The sequence below is a fragment of the Pantoea sp. Fr-CA_6 genome (genome assembly GCF_024520895.1).
Taxonomy (GTDB): Bacteria; Pseudomonadota; Gammaproteobacteria; order Enterobacterales; family Enterobacteriaceae; genus Pantoea; species Pantoea agglomerans.
This window is the reverse complement of the sequence record NZ_JALNPO010000005.1, coordinates 272,034-288,113: the sequence shown is the minus strand read 5'-3', so window position 1 is coordinate 288,113 and position 16,080 is coordinate 272,034. Positions and strand designations below refer to the sequence as shown.

Here is a 16,080-nt window from a genome sequence, read left to right as displayed (position 1 = left end):
CTGGCGGCCAACTATCTGCGGCAAGGTAAACGTTTGCCTGCCGGGTAAAACCCGACAGTGACGCCGTCTACCCGCTTATTCCAGGGACAGCGATGGTCGCAGAGCGATCCACACAACAAAAATTTTTGAGGCTCAACTATGTCAACTGAATCACGCCCGGCCAGTGGAAAACTGGACGCCTGGTTCTCGATCTCGGCGCGCGGCAGCAGCGTGCGCCAGGAAATTCTGGCCGGACTTACCACCTTCCTGGCGATGGTCTACTCCGTTATCGTGGTGCCGGGAATGCTGGGCAAGGCCGGTTTTCCCCCTACTGCCGTGTTTGTCGCCACCTGCCTGGTTGCCAGCTTTGGTTCCATCATTATGGGACTGTGGGCCAATCTGCCGATGGCGATTGGCTGTGCAATCTCCTTAACCGCCTTTACCGCTTTCAGCCTCGTGCTGGGCCAGCACATCAGCGTGCCGGTAGCGCTGGGCGCGGTGTTCCTGATGGGCCTGCTGTTTACCCTGATCTCAGTGACCGGCATTCGTGCCTGGATCCTGCGTAATCTGCCGATGGGCGTGGCGCACGGCACCGGCGTCGGAATTGGCCTGTTTTTGCTGCTGATTGCGGCTGACGGTGTAGGCCTGGTAGTGAAAAACCCGGCACCGGGCCTGCCGGTGGCGCTGGGCCACTTCACCACTTTTCCGGTAATGATGACGCTGTTGGGACTGGCAGCAATTATTGGACTGGAGAAGCGCAGGATGCCCGGCGGTATTCTCATGACAATTATCGCCATTTCGCTGCTGGGGCTGATCTTCGATCCGGCGGTGAGCTACAAAGGATTGTTTGCGCTGCCGAGCCTGCGTGATGCCAGCGGTGAGTCGCTGCTGTTCAGCCTCGACATTATGGGCGCGATGCAGCCGGTCGTGCTGCCAAGCGTGCTGGCACTGGTGATGACGGCGGTCTTTGACGCGACCGGCACCATTCGCGCGGTCGCGGGTCAGGCAAATCTGCTGGATAAACAGGGCCAGATTATCAATGGTGGTCGTGCGCTGACTAGCGACTCCGTCAGCAGCCTGTTCGCGGGTCTGGTGGGCGCGTCACCGGCTGCGGTTTATATCGAATCGGCGGCAGGAACGGCTGCGGGGGGTAAAACCGGTCTTACCGCGATTGTGGTCGGCCTGCTGTTCCTTGCCATTCTGTTTATGTCACCGCTGGCGTATCTGGTGCCGGCTTACGCCACCGCGCCTGCATTAATGTATGTGGGTCTGCTGATGCTCAGTAATGTGGCGAAAGTCGACTTTAATGATTTTGTCGATGCGATGTCGGGCCTGTTAACGGCGGTGATTATCGTGCTCACCTGTAACATCGTCACCGGCATTATGATCGGCTTCGCCAGCCTGGTCGTGGGGCGTCTCTTCGCGGGGGAATGGCGCAAGCTCAACGTCGGCACCGTCATTATTGCTATCGCGCTGGTGGCGTTTTACGCCGGTGGCTGGGCGATCTGACTGTACAACCGGGCGTGCGGCTGCACGTCCGGAATTTTTCACTATTTTCCCGCCCGGCGCACGCGTAGCTGACAATCTTCACCGCAGTTTGTTTTACACTTTAGCGCTTAACCAATGATTGAAAGAAACGACGCCTAAGGAAAGCATGGAAATCTTTTTTACAATTCTCATCATGACGCTGGTCGTGTCGCTCTCTGGCGTCGCGGCTCGTATCCTCCCTTTTCAGATCCCGTTGCCGCTGGTTCAGATCGCCGTGGGTGCGATGCTGGCCTGGCCAACTTTTGGTCTGCATGTCGACTTTGACCCGGAGCTGTTTCTGGTGCTCTTTATTCCGCCGCTGCTGTTCGCGGATGGCTGGAAGACGCCGATCAGTGAGTTCCTGCATCATGGTCGCGAGATAATTGGCTTAGCACTGGCGCTGGTCCTGATTACCGTGATCGGCATCGGCTATCTGATCTACTGGCTGGTACCTGGTATCCCGCTGATCCCTGCCTTTGCGCTGGCGGCGGTGCTGTCACCGACCGATGCCGTGGCGCTCTCAGGCATTGTCGGTGAAGGCCGTATTCCCAAGAAGATTATGTCGATCGTGCAGGGCGAAGCCCTGATGAATGACGCTTCGGGCCTGGTATCGCTGAAATTTGCCGTGGCAGTCGCCATGGGTACCATGGTGTTTACCTGGGGCGGTGCCAGCGTTGAGTTCCTGAAAGTGGCGGTGGGTGGTCTGATTGCGGGTGTCGCGATCTGCTGGCTCTACGGTAAGTCACTGCGCCTGCTCAGCCGCTGGAGCGGTGACGATCCGGCTACCCAGACCGTACTGCTGCTGCTGCTGCCGTTCGCCTCTTACCTGATTGCTGAACATCTTGGTGTCTCAGGCATCCTGGCGGCCGTGGCTGCCGGTATGACCATCACCCGTTCCGGTATTATTCGTCAGGCACCGCTGGCGATGCGCCTGCGTGCCAACAGCGTCTGGCAGATGCTGGAGTTCGTCTTTAACGGCATGGTCTTCCTGATGCTGGGCCTGCAGTTGCCGGATATTCTGCAGACCTCTGTTGATCAGGCGCAGGCCGATCCGAACGTCGAGCTCTGGATGCTGTTTGCCGATATCGGGCTGGTCTATGCCGCGCTGATGATCGTGCGTTTTGGCTGGCTGTGGATTATGCAGCGCTTCAGCAAACGCCTGCTGAAGAAGAAGCCGCTGGAGTTCTCCAACTACTCGTTGCGTGAACTGCTGATCGCCTCCTTTGCGGGTGTGCGCGGCGCGATTACCCTGGCCGGTGTCCTGTCGATTCCGCTGTTCCTGACCAACGGCGAGCCTTTCCCGGCGCGTTATGAACTGGTCTTTATCGCCACCGGCGTGATTCTCTTCTCGCTGTTGGTAGGGGTAGTGATTCTGCCGATTCTGCTGCGCGGCATTGATACTATTGATAAAGGCGCACACCGTCGCGAGTTGCAGAATGCGCGTGCGGTAATGGCAGGCGCAGCCATTGAGAGCCTGCACAAGATGGAAGAGCGGCTGGAGAATGAGTCGGAAGAGAACATCGATCCGGAGCTGCTTAAAGAGGTGAGTCTGCGGGTGATTGGCAACTTACGTCGTCGCGCTGAAGGGAAGAATGACCTTGAACACGCGCTGTTCGCCGAGAACCTGGAGCGTCGCTTCCGCCTGACCGGACTGCGTGCCGAACGTGCTGAGGTCTATCATCTGCGCGCCACCCAGCAAATCTCCAATGAGACGATGCAGAAGTTACTGCACGACCTGGATCTGCTGGAAGCGCTGCTGATCGAAAAAGAGGAGTAAGTCCTGACTGGCACGCCTGCGCGTTAATGCGGCGTGCCAGCCTTTCACACCGACAGGCGCGGCGGCTCATCCAGCCAATGCTCGCGACAACAGGCTATCCACGCCTGCGCACTGCGCGACAGATAACTCCCTTCCCGCCAGATCAATCCCAGACTCCACTTCAGCTCCGATTCCAGCGGCAGCCACAGCAGCGACTGCTTATCCAGCCGCTGACAGATCGGCTCCGGCAGAATAGCCAGCCCCATCTCCGCCTGCACCATCGCCGCCAGAAAATCCCACTGTCCGCTGCGAACCGCCACCGTTGGCGTCAGGTTGAGCCGCTGAAACGCCTGCATCAGCTGTCGATTCAGCGAGAACTCCTCATTAAAAATCAGCAGTGGATGCTCTGCCAGTTCTGCCAGTCCAATCTGCTGGCGGCTGAGCCACTCCGGGCGACGCGGCAGCAGTACGCAGAGCGGATGATGCATCAGGGGCAGGGTGTTCAGCGGCAGCTCGGCATCGACCGGTAGCGCGGTCAGGGCGATATCCAGACTGCCCGCCAGCACCGCCTGCTGGACGGTCAGACCGCCGAATTCAGAGATTTTCAGCTTCACACCGGGATAGCGGCGGCGAAACGCGGAAATCGAACCGGCGATCTGCATACCGACCATCGGCGGAATACCCAGTCGCAGCTCACCAGTTTTGAGCTGGTTGATGTCACCAATCTCCGCTTCCAGCTGATGAAACTCCTGCAGGATCGCCAGGCCGCGCTGATAGACCGCCTGGCCACTGTCGGTGAGGTGCAGACGACGACCATCGCGCAGGATCAGCGTGCAGCCCAGCTCCTCCTCCAGCTGGCGCAGCATTTTGCTGATGGTCGGTTGCGTCACAAACAGCTTCTGCGCCGCACGGGTAAAGCTTTGCTGGCGTACGACTTCAGTAAAGTAACGCAGGGCGCGGACATCCATAACTATTCCTTTCAGGCATGATTTCGATAATTTTAATTCATTTTTTTCACCTTCTGTTGACGATTTATACTGGTGACATCAATTTAATCGGGGAGACAAGGTGATGGCGTTAGCGCTCACTTTACGCAGCAACCGCGCAGTGCAATGGCTCAGCCTGCCGCTCCAGCTGGGTTTCTATATCGGCCTGTTTATCGCCTGCGACCGGCTGGTAAGCTGGCTGCATCTGCCGCTGCCCGCCAATATCGTCGGGATGCTGCTGCTGCTGGCGTTAATCGTGACGCGGATTGTGCCGCTGAACTGGGTGAAAGCCGGGTCACGCTGGCTGCTGGCCGAGATGCTGCTGTTCTTTATTCCGGCGGTGGTAGCGGTGGTGAACTATGGCGATCTGCTGCGGGTTGATGGCTGGCGCATCTGTGTGGTGATCGGCGTCAGTACGCTGCTGGTGCTGGCCTCGACTGCCTGGGTGGTGGACCGGCTTTATCAGTATGAAGTCGCGCGCGCCGCGCGTAAGCAGGATCCGCATGCGTGATTTTCTTCTCAGCCTGCTGTGTGTAGCCGTTACGCTGCTGGTTTATGCGCTGAATAAACGGCTTTACCGCCGCTGGCGGACGCTGCTGCTGATGCCACTGGTGATGACGCCGCTGGTGCTGGTGGCATTGCTGCTGCTGACGCATATCAGCTGGCAGGATTACATCGCCGAAAACCACTGGCTGCTCTGGCTGCTGGGGCCAGCGACGCTGGCGTTTGCGGTGCCGGTCTATGAGAACGTGGAAATTATTAAGCGCCACTGGCTGTCGCTGAGCGCGGGCGTAGTGACCGCGACGCTGGTCGCCGTCTGCAGTTCCGTCTGGCTGGCGCGGCTGTTAACCCTGCCGGAGTCGATTCAGCGCAGCCTGGCCGTGCGCTCTATCACCACGCCGTTTGCGCTGGCTGCGGCGGGTCCGATTGGCGGGCAGCCCGATCTGGTGGCGCTGTTCGTGGTGATTACAGGCGTGTTTGGCATGGCAATCGGCGACGTGCTGTTTCTGCGGCTCGCCATTAAGCAGGGCGTGGCGAAAGGCGCGGGATTCGGTGCGGCGTCACACGGTGCCGGCACGGCACGCGCCTATCAGATTGGCGAGCAGGAGGGCGTGGTCGCCAGCCTGGTGATGATGCTCTCTGGCGTGGTGACCGTGGTGCTGGCCCCGCTGATTGGGCACCTGATGTGGACAATATAGGCTACACTCCGTCGCACAGGGATTGGTCTGCGCTGAGACACGTATTTTTACGTAAAGTTTTCCAGATTTTGTTGTCTCCCCATTTCAGGCTGTTAACCTTGCGGCCGAATTAATTGTCCTTTCACGGAGTGGAATCATGTTTAAGCAACTTGTTGCCGGGAGCGCCCTCGGGCTGGTTTTAATGAGCGGTGCTGCTCAGGCGATTGAAGGCAGTGTTGATGTCAGCGAACACAACACCAACCTGAATGTGGGTCTGGGCACCACAACACCCGGTCTGTTTCTGAAAGGTAACTGGCTGCGTAGCGACCATGACGGCAGCACCTACGGTGCCGGTCTGGGTTACAACGTTGATTTCGGGCCGCTGCGTCTGGCGCCGACCGCAAAAGCGATCTTCACCCATCCTGAAGATGGAAAAGATGGATTTGCGGTGGCGCTGGGTGGTGCAGCACACTACAGCTTCAACAGCATGTGGGGCCTGTATGGCGAATATTATTACGCGCCAGAGTCTTTCACCGATCAGCTCGACAGCTATCAGGAAGCCGGTGGCGGCCTGAGCTTCACGCCGGTTTCACTGCTTAACCTGCGTGTGGGTTATCAGTACATCGAACTGAACAACAAAGATGGACGCAAAGATAACGTGCTGGTCGATGGCCCGTACGTGGGTGCATCGCTGCGCTTCTGATTCTGCTGCGCAAAAGAAGAGGGCGACTACTTCGGTAGCCGCCCTTTTTTATTGCCTGCTCGTTATGAACGAAAAGCCACGATCAGTGCGCTTTGCCCTGTTCGATGCCGGTGCCGGTCTGCGAGCGGATAAACTGTGCACGGAAGCGTGAACGTTCTTCTGCGCCCTGCTGCGAATGGTCGGTAATCGAGAAGATCCAGATGCCCACGAAGGCCACCGCCATGGAGAACAGCGCCGGATACTCATAGGGGAAAATCGCCTTCGCGTTGCCCAGCACCTGTACCCACACCGTCGGGCCGAGGATCATCAGGATAACGGCGGTCAGCAGACCGAGCCAGCCGCCTACCATCGCGCCGCGCGTCGTGAGTTTTGACCAGTACATCGACAGCAGGATGATCGGGAAGTTACAGCTGGCCGCAATCGAGAAGGCCAGCCCGACCATAAAGGCGATGTTCTGTTTCTCAAACAGAATACCCAGCGCAATCGCTACCACGCCCAGCGCCAGCACGGTAATTTTTGAAACCCGCAGCTCATCTTTCTCGCTCGCCTGACCTTTACGATACACGCTGGCGTAGAGGTCGTGAGACACCGCCGACGCACCCGCCAGGGTTAAGCCTGCGACAACGGCCAGAATCGTGGCGAAGGCAACCGCAGAGATAAAGCCCAGGAAGGTGCTGCCGCCCACGGCGTTCGCCAGATGCACCGCCGCCATATTGGTGCCGCCAATCAGCGCGCCGCTGGCATCTTTAAAGGCCGGATTAGCGCCCACCAGCAGGATGGCACCGAAGCCGATAATAAAGGTCAGGAAGTAGAAGTAACCCATAAAGCCGGTGGCCCAGAAGACGCTTTTACGTGCCTCTTTAGCATCCGCTACGGTAAAGAAGCGCATCAGGATATGCGGCAATCCGGCCGTCCCAAACATCAGCCCCAGCCCCAGCGACAGCGCGGAGATAGGATCTTTGACCAATCCGCCAGGCTGCATAATCGCGATGCCTTTTGGATGGACCGCCATCGCTTCGGTGAACAGCGTATTAAAACTGAAACCGGTCGCCTTCATTACCATGACCGCCATGAAGGTGGCGCCAAACAGCAGCAGCACGGCTTTGATGATCTGCACCCAGGTGGTGGCCAGCATGCCGCCAAACAGCACATACATCACCATCAGAATGCCGACCAGGACTACCGCAACATGGTAGTTAAGGCCAAACAGCAACTGGATCAGTTTACCGGCCCCGACCATCTGCGCGATCAGGTAGAGCGCCACGACCACCAGTGAGCCGCAGGCTGACAGCGTGCGGATCGGCATCTGCTTCAGACGATATGAGGCGACATCGGCAAACGTGTAGCGACCCAGGTTGCGCAGTCGCTCGGCGATTAAAAACAGAATCATCGGCCAGCCAACCAGGAAGCCGAGCGAGTAGATCAGCCCGTCATAACCAGAGGTGTAAACCAGCGCCGAAATGCCCAGGAACGAGGCGGCCGACATGAAGTCACCCGCCATCGCCAGGCCATTCTGGAAGCCAGTGATATTGCCGCCCGCGGTGTAGTAGTCATTACGTGATCGGGTGCGCTTTGAGGCCCAGTAAGTAATTCCCAGCGTGGCCCCGACGAAAATCGTAAACATGATAATCGCCTGGTAGTTGGTCGCCTGGCGCTGCACGGCACCGGTTATCGCATCGGCAGCCAGCGCTGAAAACGGCAGCATTAAGGCCAGCAGCCATAAGGTGAGACGAGTCATGATTTCACCTCGCTGAGGATCGCTTTCGTTAAACGGTCAAACTCACCGTTGGCACGCCAGACATAGACGCCGGTCAGCACAAACGACATCACAATCAGCCCGACCCCAATCGGGATACCGCGCGTGACGTTGGTGCCGGCATGCAGCGGGGTACCGAGCCAGCCGGGTGCAAACGCGATCAGCAGGATAAAGCCGACATAGAGCACCAGCATGATCAGCGACAGCAGCGTCGCGAACGCCTGGCGCTTACGGACTAATTCATGAAAAAGGGGATTACGCTCAATCTGTTGATTGATGGCATCCTGATTCGAAAGGGCGTCATTCATCACATTTTCTCCAGAGGGCTTGCAGGCGAGAACCTCGCGACAGGGCGCGGATTCAGCTGGTTATAATATTTGTGACTACCGAAACAGACTGCGTAGGGCGGGTGTGGCGGGAAGCGATCTTCCCGCCGGACAGCGTGCGCTTAAGGCATTTTGATCGACTGTTTCTCCTCAAGCAGTTTTTCTACTACGCCAGGATCGGCGAGCGTAGAAGTATCACCAAGATTACTGGTATCCCCGGTGGCAATTTTGCGCAGAATACGCCGCATGATTTTGCCGGAGCGGGTTTTCGGCAGTGAGTCGGTCCAGTGCAGCACATCCGGTGTGGCTATCGGGCCAATCTCTTTACGGACCCACTGGCGCACTTCGGTGTACAACTCCGGCGACGGCTCTTCGCCATGATTCAGCGTGATATAGGCATAGATCGCCTGGCCTTTGATGCTGTGCGGAATCCCCACTACCGCCGCTTCGGCAATTTTAGGGTGCGAGACCAGCGCCGATTCAATTTCGGCGGTGCCGAGTCGGTGACCGGAAACATTGAGCACGTCATCGACGCGTCCGGTGATCCAGTAGTAGCCATCCTCATCACGACGGGCACCATCACCACTGAAGTAGACATTTTTAAAGGTAGAGAAGTAGGTCTGCTCGAAACGGTCGTGATCGCCATAGAGGGTACGCGCCTGACCCGGCCACGACTCGGTGATCACCAGATTGCCTTCACAGGCGCCTTCCTGGGGCTGACCTTCGTTATCCACCAGCGCGGGCTGCACGCCAAAGAACGGTCGGGTGGCGGAACCCGCTTTCAGCTCGGTCGCACCCGGCAGCGGCGTGATCATGAAGCCGCCGGTTTCGGTCTGCCACCAGGTATCAACAATCGGGCAGCGGCTGTTGCCGATTTTCTTGTAGTACCACTCCCAGGCTTCCGGGTTAATTGGCTCACCGACCGATCCCATAATGCGCAGGCTGCTGCGGTCGGTGCCGGCAATCGCCTTATCACCTTCCGCCATCAGCGCACGGATGGCAGTGGGCGCGGTGTAGAGCAGCGTGACTTTATGTTTATCGACCACTTCCGCCATACGGCTCGGCGTTGGCCAGTTTGGCACCCCTTCAAACATCAGTGTGGTGGCGCCACAGGCCAGCGGGCCATAAACCAGATAGCTGTGGCCCGTCACCCAGCCAACATCGGCGGTGCACCAGTAGATATCATCCTGATGGTAATCAAAGACGAACTTAAAGGTGGTCGCGGCATAGACCAGATACCCGCCGGTGGAGTGCAACACGCCTTTGGGTTTGCCGGTTGAACCGGAGGTATAAAGGATAAACAGCGGATCTTCTGCGCCGACTTCTGCGGCAGCGTGGTTGGTGCTCGCGTTCAGCATCAGGTCGTGCCACCACTGATCGCGGCCTTCAACCCAGCCCACATCTTTACCGGTGCGCTGGAACACCACCACGTTTTTCACGCTGGTGACATTGGGATTTTTTAACGCGTCATCGACATTTTTCTTCAGCGGAATGCTGCGACCGGCGCGGATCCCTTCATCGGCCGTGATTACCAGCGAGGCGCTGGAATCGACGATGCGGCCCGCGACCGCCTCTGGTGAGAAACCGCCAAAGATCACCGAGTGAACGGCACCGATACGCGCACAGGCCAGCATCGCTACTGCGGCTTCCGGCACCATCGGCATATAGATCGCCACCACGTCGCCTTTTTTCACTTCCAGCAGTTCCAGCACGTTGGCGAAGCGACAGACTTCGGCATGCAGCTGGCGGAAAGTCAGGGTTTTGCTTTCGCTGGCGTCGTCGCCTTCCCAGATAATCGCCGGGTGATCGCCGCGCGTGGCTAAATGACGGTCAAGGCAGTTTGCCGCCAGGTTGAGCGTGCCATCTTCGTACCAGCGAATGTTAATGTTACCTGGTGCAAACGAGCAGTTTTTCACTTTGCTGTAAGGCTTGATCCAGTCAAGGATTTTGCCCTGTTCGCCCCAGAAACTGTCTGGATCGTCGACAGATTGCTGATACATCGCCTGATACTGTTCTGCAGTAATCAGGGTGTTTGCTGCAATATTCTCTGGAACGGGATGTTTGTGTATTTGGCTCATGGCGGATCTCCTTGAAGATGTTAATGATATGTCAATCAATGGTTAATTAAAGCCCGCGCCAAAGCTTTGTTTCTTTTTTGCGCCACAGATCACGTGATACACATCCCCCAAGAAGCGTTAAGCCATTCTGATCTATCAGGTTAACGCTCTGGCGGCGCTGGAGAAGTCAGGCATCGCTTTTACGTTTTTATCCTGAATAAAAAGCGAGCAAACGCGCCGGATCAGTTTTTAAGCGTTTCTGCATAGCTATGCGTAAATTCATCGAAGTAATACTTTTCATAACAGCAGGTTAGGGTTTTTCAGCTCTGGCAGCACTTTATGCTGCTTAGATGGTGAACTTTTAATCGGATCCGCCAGGGGTTGCATTTACCACAGTGAAAATGGTACTTATCTCGCCCCTGTTCTGCAGGTATCAACTCAGACCGCGTCTGAAAATGGGTATGGGAATCATCAGATTTTCATACGAGGCGCTGTTTCAAGACACCCTCTAATTTACCGGGCTTTTTGCTCACTCCCTGTGTGTATTGTCTTCTGCACCTTCGCAGTAGAGAGAAACGGGTTTTGACTGAGGAAATTACACGTTATGAAAGGTTTTAAAATCAGCCTGGCCTGGCAGATTCTGACAGCCCTGGTGCTTGGCATCGTTGTGGGTGCTGTGTTGCATAATCAGCCAGACAATCGTGAATGGTTAGTCACCAACATTCTCAGCCCGGCAGGCGATATCTTTATTCATCTTATCAAGATGATTGTGGTACCGATTGTGATTTCATCCCTGATTGTCGGCATCGCTGGCGTGGGTGATGCAAAGAAGCTGGGACGCATCGGCGTCAAAACGATTCTCTACTTTGAAGTGATCACCACCATTGCCATTGTGGTCGGTATTACGCTGGCCAACGTATTTCAACCCGGCACCGGCATTGATATGTCAACGCTGGCAACGGTGGACATCTCTAAATATGAAGCGACAACGGCAGAGGTACAGGGCGGTCCGCACAGCCTGGTGACCACCATTCTGTCGCTGATCCCGCAGAATATTTTCGCCTCAATGGCGAAGGGCGACATGCTGCCGATTATCTTTTTCTCGGTGCTGTTTGGCTTAGGCCTGTCGTCACTGCCGTCAGAACAGCGCGATCCGCTGGTGAACCTGTTCCGTGGCATTTCTGAAGCGATGTTTAAAGTGACGCACATGATCATGCGCTATGCCCCGGTGGGTGTGTTTGCGCTGATTGCGGTGACGATTGCTAACTTCGGCTTTGCCTCGCTCTGGCCGCTGGCTAAGCTGGTGCTGCTGGTTTACGCGGCAATTCTGTTCTTCGCCTTTGTGGTGCTGGGCGGGGTGGCGCGCTTCTGTAAGCTGCGGATTACCACGCTGATGCGTATCCTGAAGGATGAGCTGATTCTCTCTTACTCCACTTCCAGCTCGGAAACGGTGCTGCCGCGTATCATGGAGAAGATGGAAGCCTACGGCGCGCCGAAAGCGATCACCAGCTTCGTGGTGCCGACCGGTTACTCGTTTAATCTGGATGGTTCAACGCTTTATCAGAGTATCGCGGCGATCTTTATTGCGCAGCTGTATGGCATTGACCTGTCGCTGACCGACGAGATTGTGCTGGTAATAACGCTGATGGTGACCTCTAAAGGTATCGCTGGCGTGCCAGGCGTCTCCTTCGTGGTGCTGCTGGCCACGCTGGGCAGCGTCGGCATTCCTCTGGAAGGTCTGGCGTTTATCGCCGGTGTTGATCGCATCATGGATATGGCGCGTACCGCGCTGAACGTGGTCGGTAATGCGCTGGCGGTGCTGGTGATTGCCCGCTGGGAAAACCAGTTCGACGTCGAAAAGGCGAAAGAGTATGAGCTGGAGCTGCGGACACAGACCGCAAGCTGAACACGGCATTAACGTAAAAATGGGCTCAACGAAAGTTGGGCCTTTTTTTATGAGATTTTTCATGGCAGATATACAGGTTGGCTGAAAATTAAAGGGTTATATTTTTATAACTAAAAACCATAATTCTGAGACGATAGTATTGTTATTATGATTGATTATAGTTATATTTCATTGCGGTGAGTTGACTGTGTTCTTTGACAACATGGAGTGTTGACGGATGCCAGAAATTAACTGGACGAAAAAGGCATTGAAACAGCTTTATGGGCTGCCTCAGAAAGAGGGTAACGCTATTGAAGATGCTGTAGAGGCGCTGGCTAAATGGCCGGATATTCCCCATCTGAAAGTCGAAAAGCTGACTGATGATAAACAGAAGCGAATGAAGCTGGTAGTAGGTCACTACCGCGTACTCTGGAAGATAGAGAAAGGTCAGCCAGTAGTGATAGATATACTTGAAGTCGTAAGAAGAACATCGACCACGTACAAAAAGCGCTAGCAGTGTGGCAGGAGCAATGTGCGTCATCAATAAGTTCTGTGCAGCCGGGTTTAGCGTTCCGCTGCACAGGCAGACGATCAGACAGTGTTGCCTGCCGTACCAGTAAGGAGTAATTACCCATGAATGCTATACAGTTTCTGACGGACGAGCGCGGGAACCGCACTGGTGCTGTCATCCCTATAGAGCTGTTTAATAAGCTCATGGCTGAACGTCATTTAGATGATGTGTTTGAGTCTGTCCCTTATGAAGTGGGTCCAGACGATGATGAAACGATTCCTCACGATGTAATGAAAATCAGCCGACGGCAATCTGTTCCTTTGCATGTTGCCTGGCGTTTGCATCGTCACCTGTCACAGGAAGAGGTGGCGAATAAACTTGGCATCACGCAGGCTGGCGTGTCGAAGTTAGAGTCGAGAAAAAAACCTCAAAAACAAACGCTTGAGAAGCTGGCTGCTTTATATGGCTGCAGAACGTCACAACTTTATATTGATTAAATGGTTGCGCGTTTAACCTGCGATTGGTGGGTTTTAATTGGCTGACGCGGCTCCCTCGCGATGTCGAATGGTGCCCTCAGAACCCATTATGAGGCAGGCAATTGCTCACTGTTTTCTGATACCTGAAGAGTAAAGCGTCCCACGCCATGGACAAAAACGCCGGGAGCGTTTTTGAACAACGCAGAGCGTTGGCCCGGCAACGGGCGCACCTCATGGATGAGGTGCGTAATCGCGTGGGCCGAGCGTCATGGATGACGAATGCGTCTTTACGATCAGGTGAACCTATTCTGACCTGCGCCAGTCTCCCAGCGATTCCTCTCACATGCACCGCACCCAAGCCGGAATGCGGAGCGATTAAGCTCCCAATGCCCAATATCACTCACCCAACCTGATCCTCCGCAACATGACTCACCCCACATCCATCGAAAAAAGATCTCACCCAATGAATTAATCATTCGTTATGATAGTTAGTAATTTGAATAATTTATTCCTTTGCGGAGCCCGCCATGAAACTCGACCTCAGCCAGATGATCACCGAAGGCCGCAACCTGGCCAGCCAGAATATTGACGAACTCTCCACCGAAGCGATGCTTCGCGTCATCAATGATGAAGATAAAAAGGTGGCGCTGGCGGTTGAGGCCATCGTGCCGCAGATTGCCGCCGCCGTTGACGCCATCTGCGCCGCGTTCCAGGCCGGTGGACGACTGATCTATTGCGGCGCAGGCACCTCCGGTCGGTTGGGCATACTGGATGCCAGCGAATGCCCACCTACCTTTGGCACACCCCGCGAGCAGGTGATCGGCCTGATTGCAGGAGGCCATACCGCCATACTCCAGGCGGTAGAAAACGCGGAAGACAACCGGGAGCAGGGCGCGCAGGATCTGAAAGATATCCACTTCAGCCGCCACGATGTGCTGGTTGGCATCGCCGCCAGCGGTCGCACACCCTACGTACTGGGTGCGCTGGCATACGCGAACGAACTTGGCGCGACCACTGTATCGCTCACCTGTAATCCAGGCAGCGCCATGTCGCAGGTTGCCGCGATTGCGCTCACGCCGGTGGTCGGCCCTGAAGTGGTCACCGGGTCTTCCCGTATGAAAGCGGGCACGGCGCAAAAACTGGTGCTCAATATGCTCACCACTGGGTCGATGATCCGCAGCGGAAAAGTGTACGGCAACCTGATGGTCGATGTGGAAGCCACCAATCAGAAACTGGTGCAGCGTCAGGTTAACATCGTCATGCAGGCCACTGACTGTGATGAGGCGACGGCCAGCGCCGCGCTCACCGCCTGTGGCGGACACTGCAAAACCGCCATCCTGATGGTACTGGCTGACCTGGCTGCTGATGAGGCGAAAGCGCTGCTCAGTCAGCATCAGGGCTTTATCCGTCAGGCTTTACAGGCAGCGGGAGCACGCTAATGGCCAGAATCACCGAGGCACTGTTGCGCGACATCCTGCAGGCGGTCGGTGGCGCGCAGAATATCGCGGCCTGTGGTCACTGCATGACGCGGCTCCGCCTGACGCTCAATCAGCCGGGAGAGAGTGATCTGGCACGGTTAAAAAGCCTGCCGGGTGTCTTAGGCGTTATCGACAGCGAGGCACAGTTGCAGATTGTGCTGGGGCCTGGCAAGGCGCAAACCGCCGCCGAGGGGATGCAGAACCTGCTGGCTCAGGGTGATACCGCGCTGGCACCGCAGGGCGAAACAGCGGAACTTCGCGTGCTGGCGAAGCAGCAGAAGCAGCAGCTAAAGGCGAAACAGACCAGCGGCGTGCATCAGTTCCTGTCGCGCTTCGCCACCATCTTCACTCCGCTGATTCCGGGCTTTATCGGCGCGGGGCTGCTGCTGGGATTTGCCACGCTGATTGAACAGAGTCTCCACCTCACTGCACCCGGTGACCACGCGCCCTGGCTGCTGCATACCGTGGCGTACATGAAAGTCTTCGGTAAAGGGCTGTTCACCTTTCTCAGCATCCTGATTGGCTACAACGCGCAAAAAGCGTTTGGCGGCAGCGGCGTCAATGGCGCAATCATCGCCTCGCTGTTTGTGCTCGGCTATGTGCCCACGGCCACCACCGGCTACTACAGCGGCATGGAAAACTTCTTTGGCCTGGCGATCGACCCGCGCGGCAACATTATTGGCGTGCTGATGGCGGCGATTATCGGGGCGTGGATTGAAAAACAGCTGCGCAAAATCATTCCCGACAATCTCGATATGATCCTCACCTCGCTGTTTACGCTGTTGATCACCGGCGCCATCACCTATCTGTTGATCATGCCGCTGGGCGGCGAACTGTTTAAAGGGATGTCGTGGCTGTTTATCCATCTCAATAACAATCCCTTTGGCTGTGCGCTGCTGGCCGGGCTGTTCCTGATCGCGGTAATGTTCGGCATCCATCAGGGCTTTATTCCGGTCTACTTTGCGCTGATGGAAACCCAGGGTTTTAACTCGCTCTTCCCGATTCTGGCGATGGCGGGAGCAGGCCAGGTCGGCGCATCACTGGCGTTGTGGTGCAAAGCAGAAAAAGGGGCGCTGCTGCGGGCGCAGATCAAAGGCGCAATCGTGCCGGGGCTGCTTGGCGTCGGTGAACCGCTGATCTACGGCGTCACTTTGCCGCGCCTCAAGCCCTTTATCACCGCCTGCGGCGGTGGTGCGCTGGGCGGGTTCTTTATCGGGCTGGTGGCGTGGCTGGGTTTGCCGGTCGGGATGAACACGGTATTCGGACCCTCCGGCCTGGTCACGCTGCCACTGATGACCTCCAGCCAGGGGATCTTCGCTGGCATGGCGGTCTATCTGGCCGGGCTGATGGTGGCCTGGATCGGCGGATTCCTGCTCACCTGGTGGTTTGGCACCCGTAATGTCGACCTCAACTGACCCGCTGCCGGAATTCTCCAGTCCGGCTAACGGATGGATAATCGACC

Annotated in this window: 14 protein-coding genes; 10 read left to right on the top strand and 4 right to left on the bottom strand. The window is 56.5% G+C overall.

All coding sequences use genetic code 11. From position 1 onward, the window contains the following. Positions 1-138 precede the first annotated feature (138 nt). Complete coding sequence (locus NR201_RS12040; RefSeq protein ID WP_022625223.1) at positions 139-1,488, top strand: NCS2 family permease; 1,350 nt, start codon at positions 139-141, stop codon at positions 1,486-1,488. A 145-nt stretch (positions 1,489-1,633) separates the two neighbouring features. After that, positions 1,634-3,283: a Na+/H+ antiporter gene (locus NR201_RS12035; protein WP_010252155.1), complete on the top strand. Its 1,650-nt coding sequence runs from the start codon at positions 1,634-1,636 to the stop codon at positions 3,281-3,283. Between the two features lie 44 nt (positions 3,284-3,327). Here the strand turns inward: NR201_RS12035 and NR201_RS12030 are convergent, their stop codons facing one another. After that, positions 3,328-4,230 carry a LysR family transcriptional regulator gene (locus NR201_RS12030; protein ID WP_256849807.1) on the bottom strand — a complete coding sequence of 301 codons (903 nt, stop codon included), beginning with the start codon at positions 4,228-4,230 and terminating at the stop codon, positions 3,328-3,330. Positions 4,231-4,333: 103 nt separating this feature from the next. On the opposite strand from NR201_RS12030, the gene NR201_RS12025 reads away from it, so the two are divergent. From NR201_RS12025 to NR201_RS12015, 3 genes are all read left to right on the top strand, one after another. Next, positions 4,334-4,759, top strand: coding sequence for a CidA/LrgA family protein (locus NR201_RS12025; protein ID WP_010672051.1), 426 nt, complete (start codon positions 4,334-4,336; stop codon positions 4,757-4,759). After that, entirely contained in the window at positions 4,752-5,447 is a 696-nt protein-coding gene (locus NR201_RS12020) for an LrgB family protein (RefSeq protein ID WP_010252149.1), read from the top strand. The genes NR201_RS12025 and NR201_RS12020 overlap by 8 nt, the downstream gene beginning before the upstream one ends. A 136-nt stretch (positions 5,448-5,583) precedes the next feature. Next, on the top strand, positions 5,584-6,129 hold the full coding sequence (locus NR201_RS12015; protein WP_010252147.1) for a YfaZ family outer membrane protein: 546 nt from the start codon (positions 5,584-5,586) through the stop codon (positions 6,127-6,129). Positions 6,130-6,211: 82 nt separating this feature from the next. Here NR201_RS12015 and NR201_RS12010 read toward each other — a convergent pair whose 3' ends face one another. The 3 genes from NR201_RS12010 to acs all read right to left on the bottom strand — a co-directional run bounded on the left by NR201_RS12010 (position 6,212) and on the right by acs (position 10,289). Next, entirely contained in the window at positions 6,212-7,867 is a 1,656-nt protein-coding gene (locus tag NR201_RS12010) for a cation acetate symporter (protein ID WP_010252145.1), read from the bottom strand. Beyond that, on the bottom strand, positions 7,864-8,193 hold the full coding sequence (locus tag NR201_RS12005; RefSeq protein ID WP_010252143.1) for a DUF485 domain-containing protein: 330 nt from the start codon (positions 8,191-8,193) through the stop codon (positions 7,864-7,866). Before NR201_RS12005 ends, NR201_RS12010 begins: the two co-directional genes overlap by 4 nt. A 140-nt stretch (positions 8,194-8,333) precedes the next feature. Further along, positions 8,334-10,289 carry an acetate--CoA ligase gene (gene acs, locus NR201_RS12000; RefSeq protein ID WP_010252142.1) on the bottom strand — a complete coding sequence of 652 codons (1,956 nt, stop codon included), beginning with the start codon at positions 10,287-10,289 and terminating at the stop codon, positions 8,334-8,336. Between the two features lie 583 nt (positions 10,290-10,872). Here acs and gltP point away from each other — a divergent pair. The 5 genes from gltP to murP all read left to right on the top strand — a co-directional run bounded on the left by gltP (position 10,873) and on the right by murP (position 16,033). Continuing rightward, the gene (gltP, locus tag NR201_RS11995; protein WP_010252141.1) at positions 10,873-12,174 is read left to right on the top strand and encodes a glutamate/aspartate:proton symporter GltP; all 1,302 of its coding nucleotides are present in this window, start codon (positions 10,873-10,875) and stop codon (positions 12,172-12,174) included. A 217-nt stretch (positions 12,175-12,391) separates the two neighbouring features. Continuing rightward, complete coding sequence (locus NR201_RS11990) at positions 12,392-12,667, top strand: type II toxin-antitoxin system RelE/ParE family toxin (protein WP_010252139.1); 276 nt, start codon at positions 12,392-12,394, stop codon at positions 12,665-12,667. A 119-nt stretch (positions 12,668-12,786) separates the two neighbouring features. Beyond that, positions 12,787-13,161, top strand: coding sequence for a helix-turn-helix domain-containing protein (locus NR201_RS11985; protein ID WP_033780420.1), 375 nt, complete (start codon positions 12,787-12,789; stop codon positions 13,159-13,161). A 506-nt stretch (positions 13,162-13,667) separates the two neighbouring features. Next, a complete protein-coding gene (gene murQ, locus NR201_RS11980) occupies positions 13,668-14,579 on the top strand; it encodes an N-acetylmuramic acid 6-phosphate etherase (protein WP_256849806.1) in 912 nt (303 codons plus the stop codon). Then, positions 14,579-16,033 carry a PTS N-acetylmuramic acid transporter subunit IIBC gene (murP, locus tag NR201_RS11975; protein ID WP_256849805.1) on the top strand — a complete coding sequence of 485 codons (1,455 nt, stop codon included), beginning with the start codon at positions 14,579-14,581 and terminating at the stop codon, positions 16,031-16,033. Before murQ ends, murP begins: the two co-directional genes overlap by 1 nt. The last annotated feature ends 47 nt before the right edge of the window (positions 16,034-16,080 follow it).

What these genes read in the sequence shown, in the direction of transcription:
- NR201_RS12040 (WP_022625223.1), top strand. Translation starts at nt 139, where the DNA reads ATGTCAACTGAATCACGCCCGGCCAGTGGAAAACTGGACGCCTGGTTC.
- NR201_RS12035 (WP_010252155.1), top strand. Translation starts at nt 1,634, where the DNA reads ATGGAAATCTTTTTTACAATTCTCATCATGACGCTGGTCGTGTCGCTC.
- NR201_RS12030 (WP_256849807.1), bottom strand. Translation starts at nt 4,230, where the DNA reads ATGGATGTCCGCGCCCTGCGTTACTTTACTGAAGTCGTACGCCAGCAA.
- NR201_RS12025 (WP_010672051.1), top strand. Translation starts at nt 4,334, where the DNA reads ATGGCGTTAGCGCTCACTTTACGCAGCAACCGCGCAGTGCAATGGCTC.
- NR201_RS12020 (WP_010252149.1), top strand. Translation starts at nt 4,752, where the DNA reads ATGCGTGATTTTCTTCTCAGCCTGCTGTGTGTAGCCGTTACGCTGCTG.
- NR201_RS12015 (WP_010252147.1), top strand. Translation starts at nt 5,584, where the DNA reads ATGTTTAAGCAACTTGTTGCCGGGAGCGCCCTCGGGCTGGTTTTAATG.
- NR201_RS12010 (WP_010252145.1), bottom strand. Translation starts at nt 7,867, where the DNA reads ATGACTCGTCTCACCTTATGGCTGCTGGCCTTAATGCTGCCGTTTTCA.
- NR201_RS12005 (WP_010252143.1), bottom strand. Translation starts at nt 8,193, where the DNA reads ATGAATGACGCCCTTTCGAATCAGGATGCCATCAATCAACAGATTGAG.
- acs (WP_010252142.1), bottom strand. Translation starts at nt 10,289, where the DNA reads ATGAGCCAAATACACAAACATCCCGTTCCAGAGAATATTGCAGCAAAC.
- gltP (WP_010252141.1), top strand. Translation starts at nt 10,873, where the DNA reads ATGAAAGGTTTTAAAATCAGCCTGGCCTGGCAGATTCTGACAGCCCTG.
- NR201_RS11990 (WP_010252139.1), top strand. Translation starts at nt 12,392, where the DNA reads ATGCCAGAAATTAACTGGACGAAAAAGGCATTGAAACAGCTTTATGGG.
- NR201_RS11985 (WP_033780420.1), top strand. Translation starts at nt 12,787, where the DNA reads ATGAATGCTATACAGTTTCTGACGGACGAGCGCGGGAACCGCACTGGT.
- murQ (WP_256849806.1), top strand. Translation starts at nt 13,668, where the DNA reads ATGAAACTCGACCTCAGCCAGATGATCACCGAAGGCCGCAACCTGGCC.
- murP (WP_256849805.1), top strand. Translation starts at nt 14,579, where the DNA reads ATGGCCAGAATCACCGAGGCACTGTTGCGCGACATCCTGCAGGCGGTC.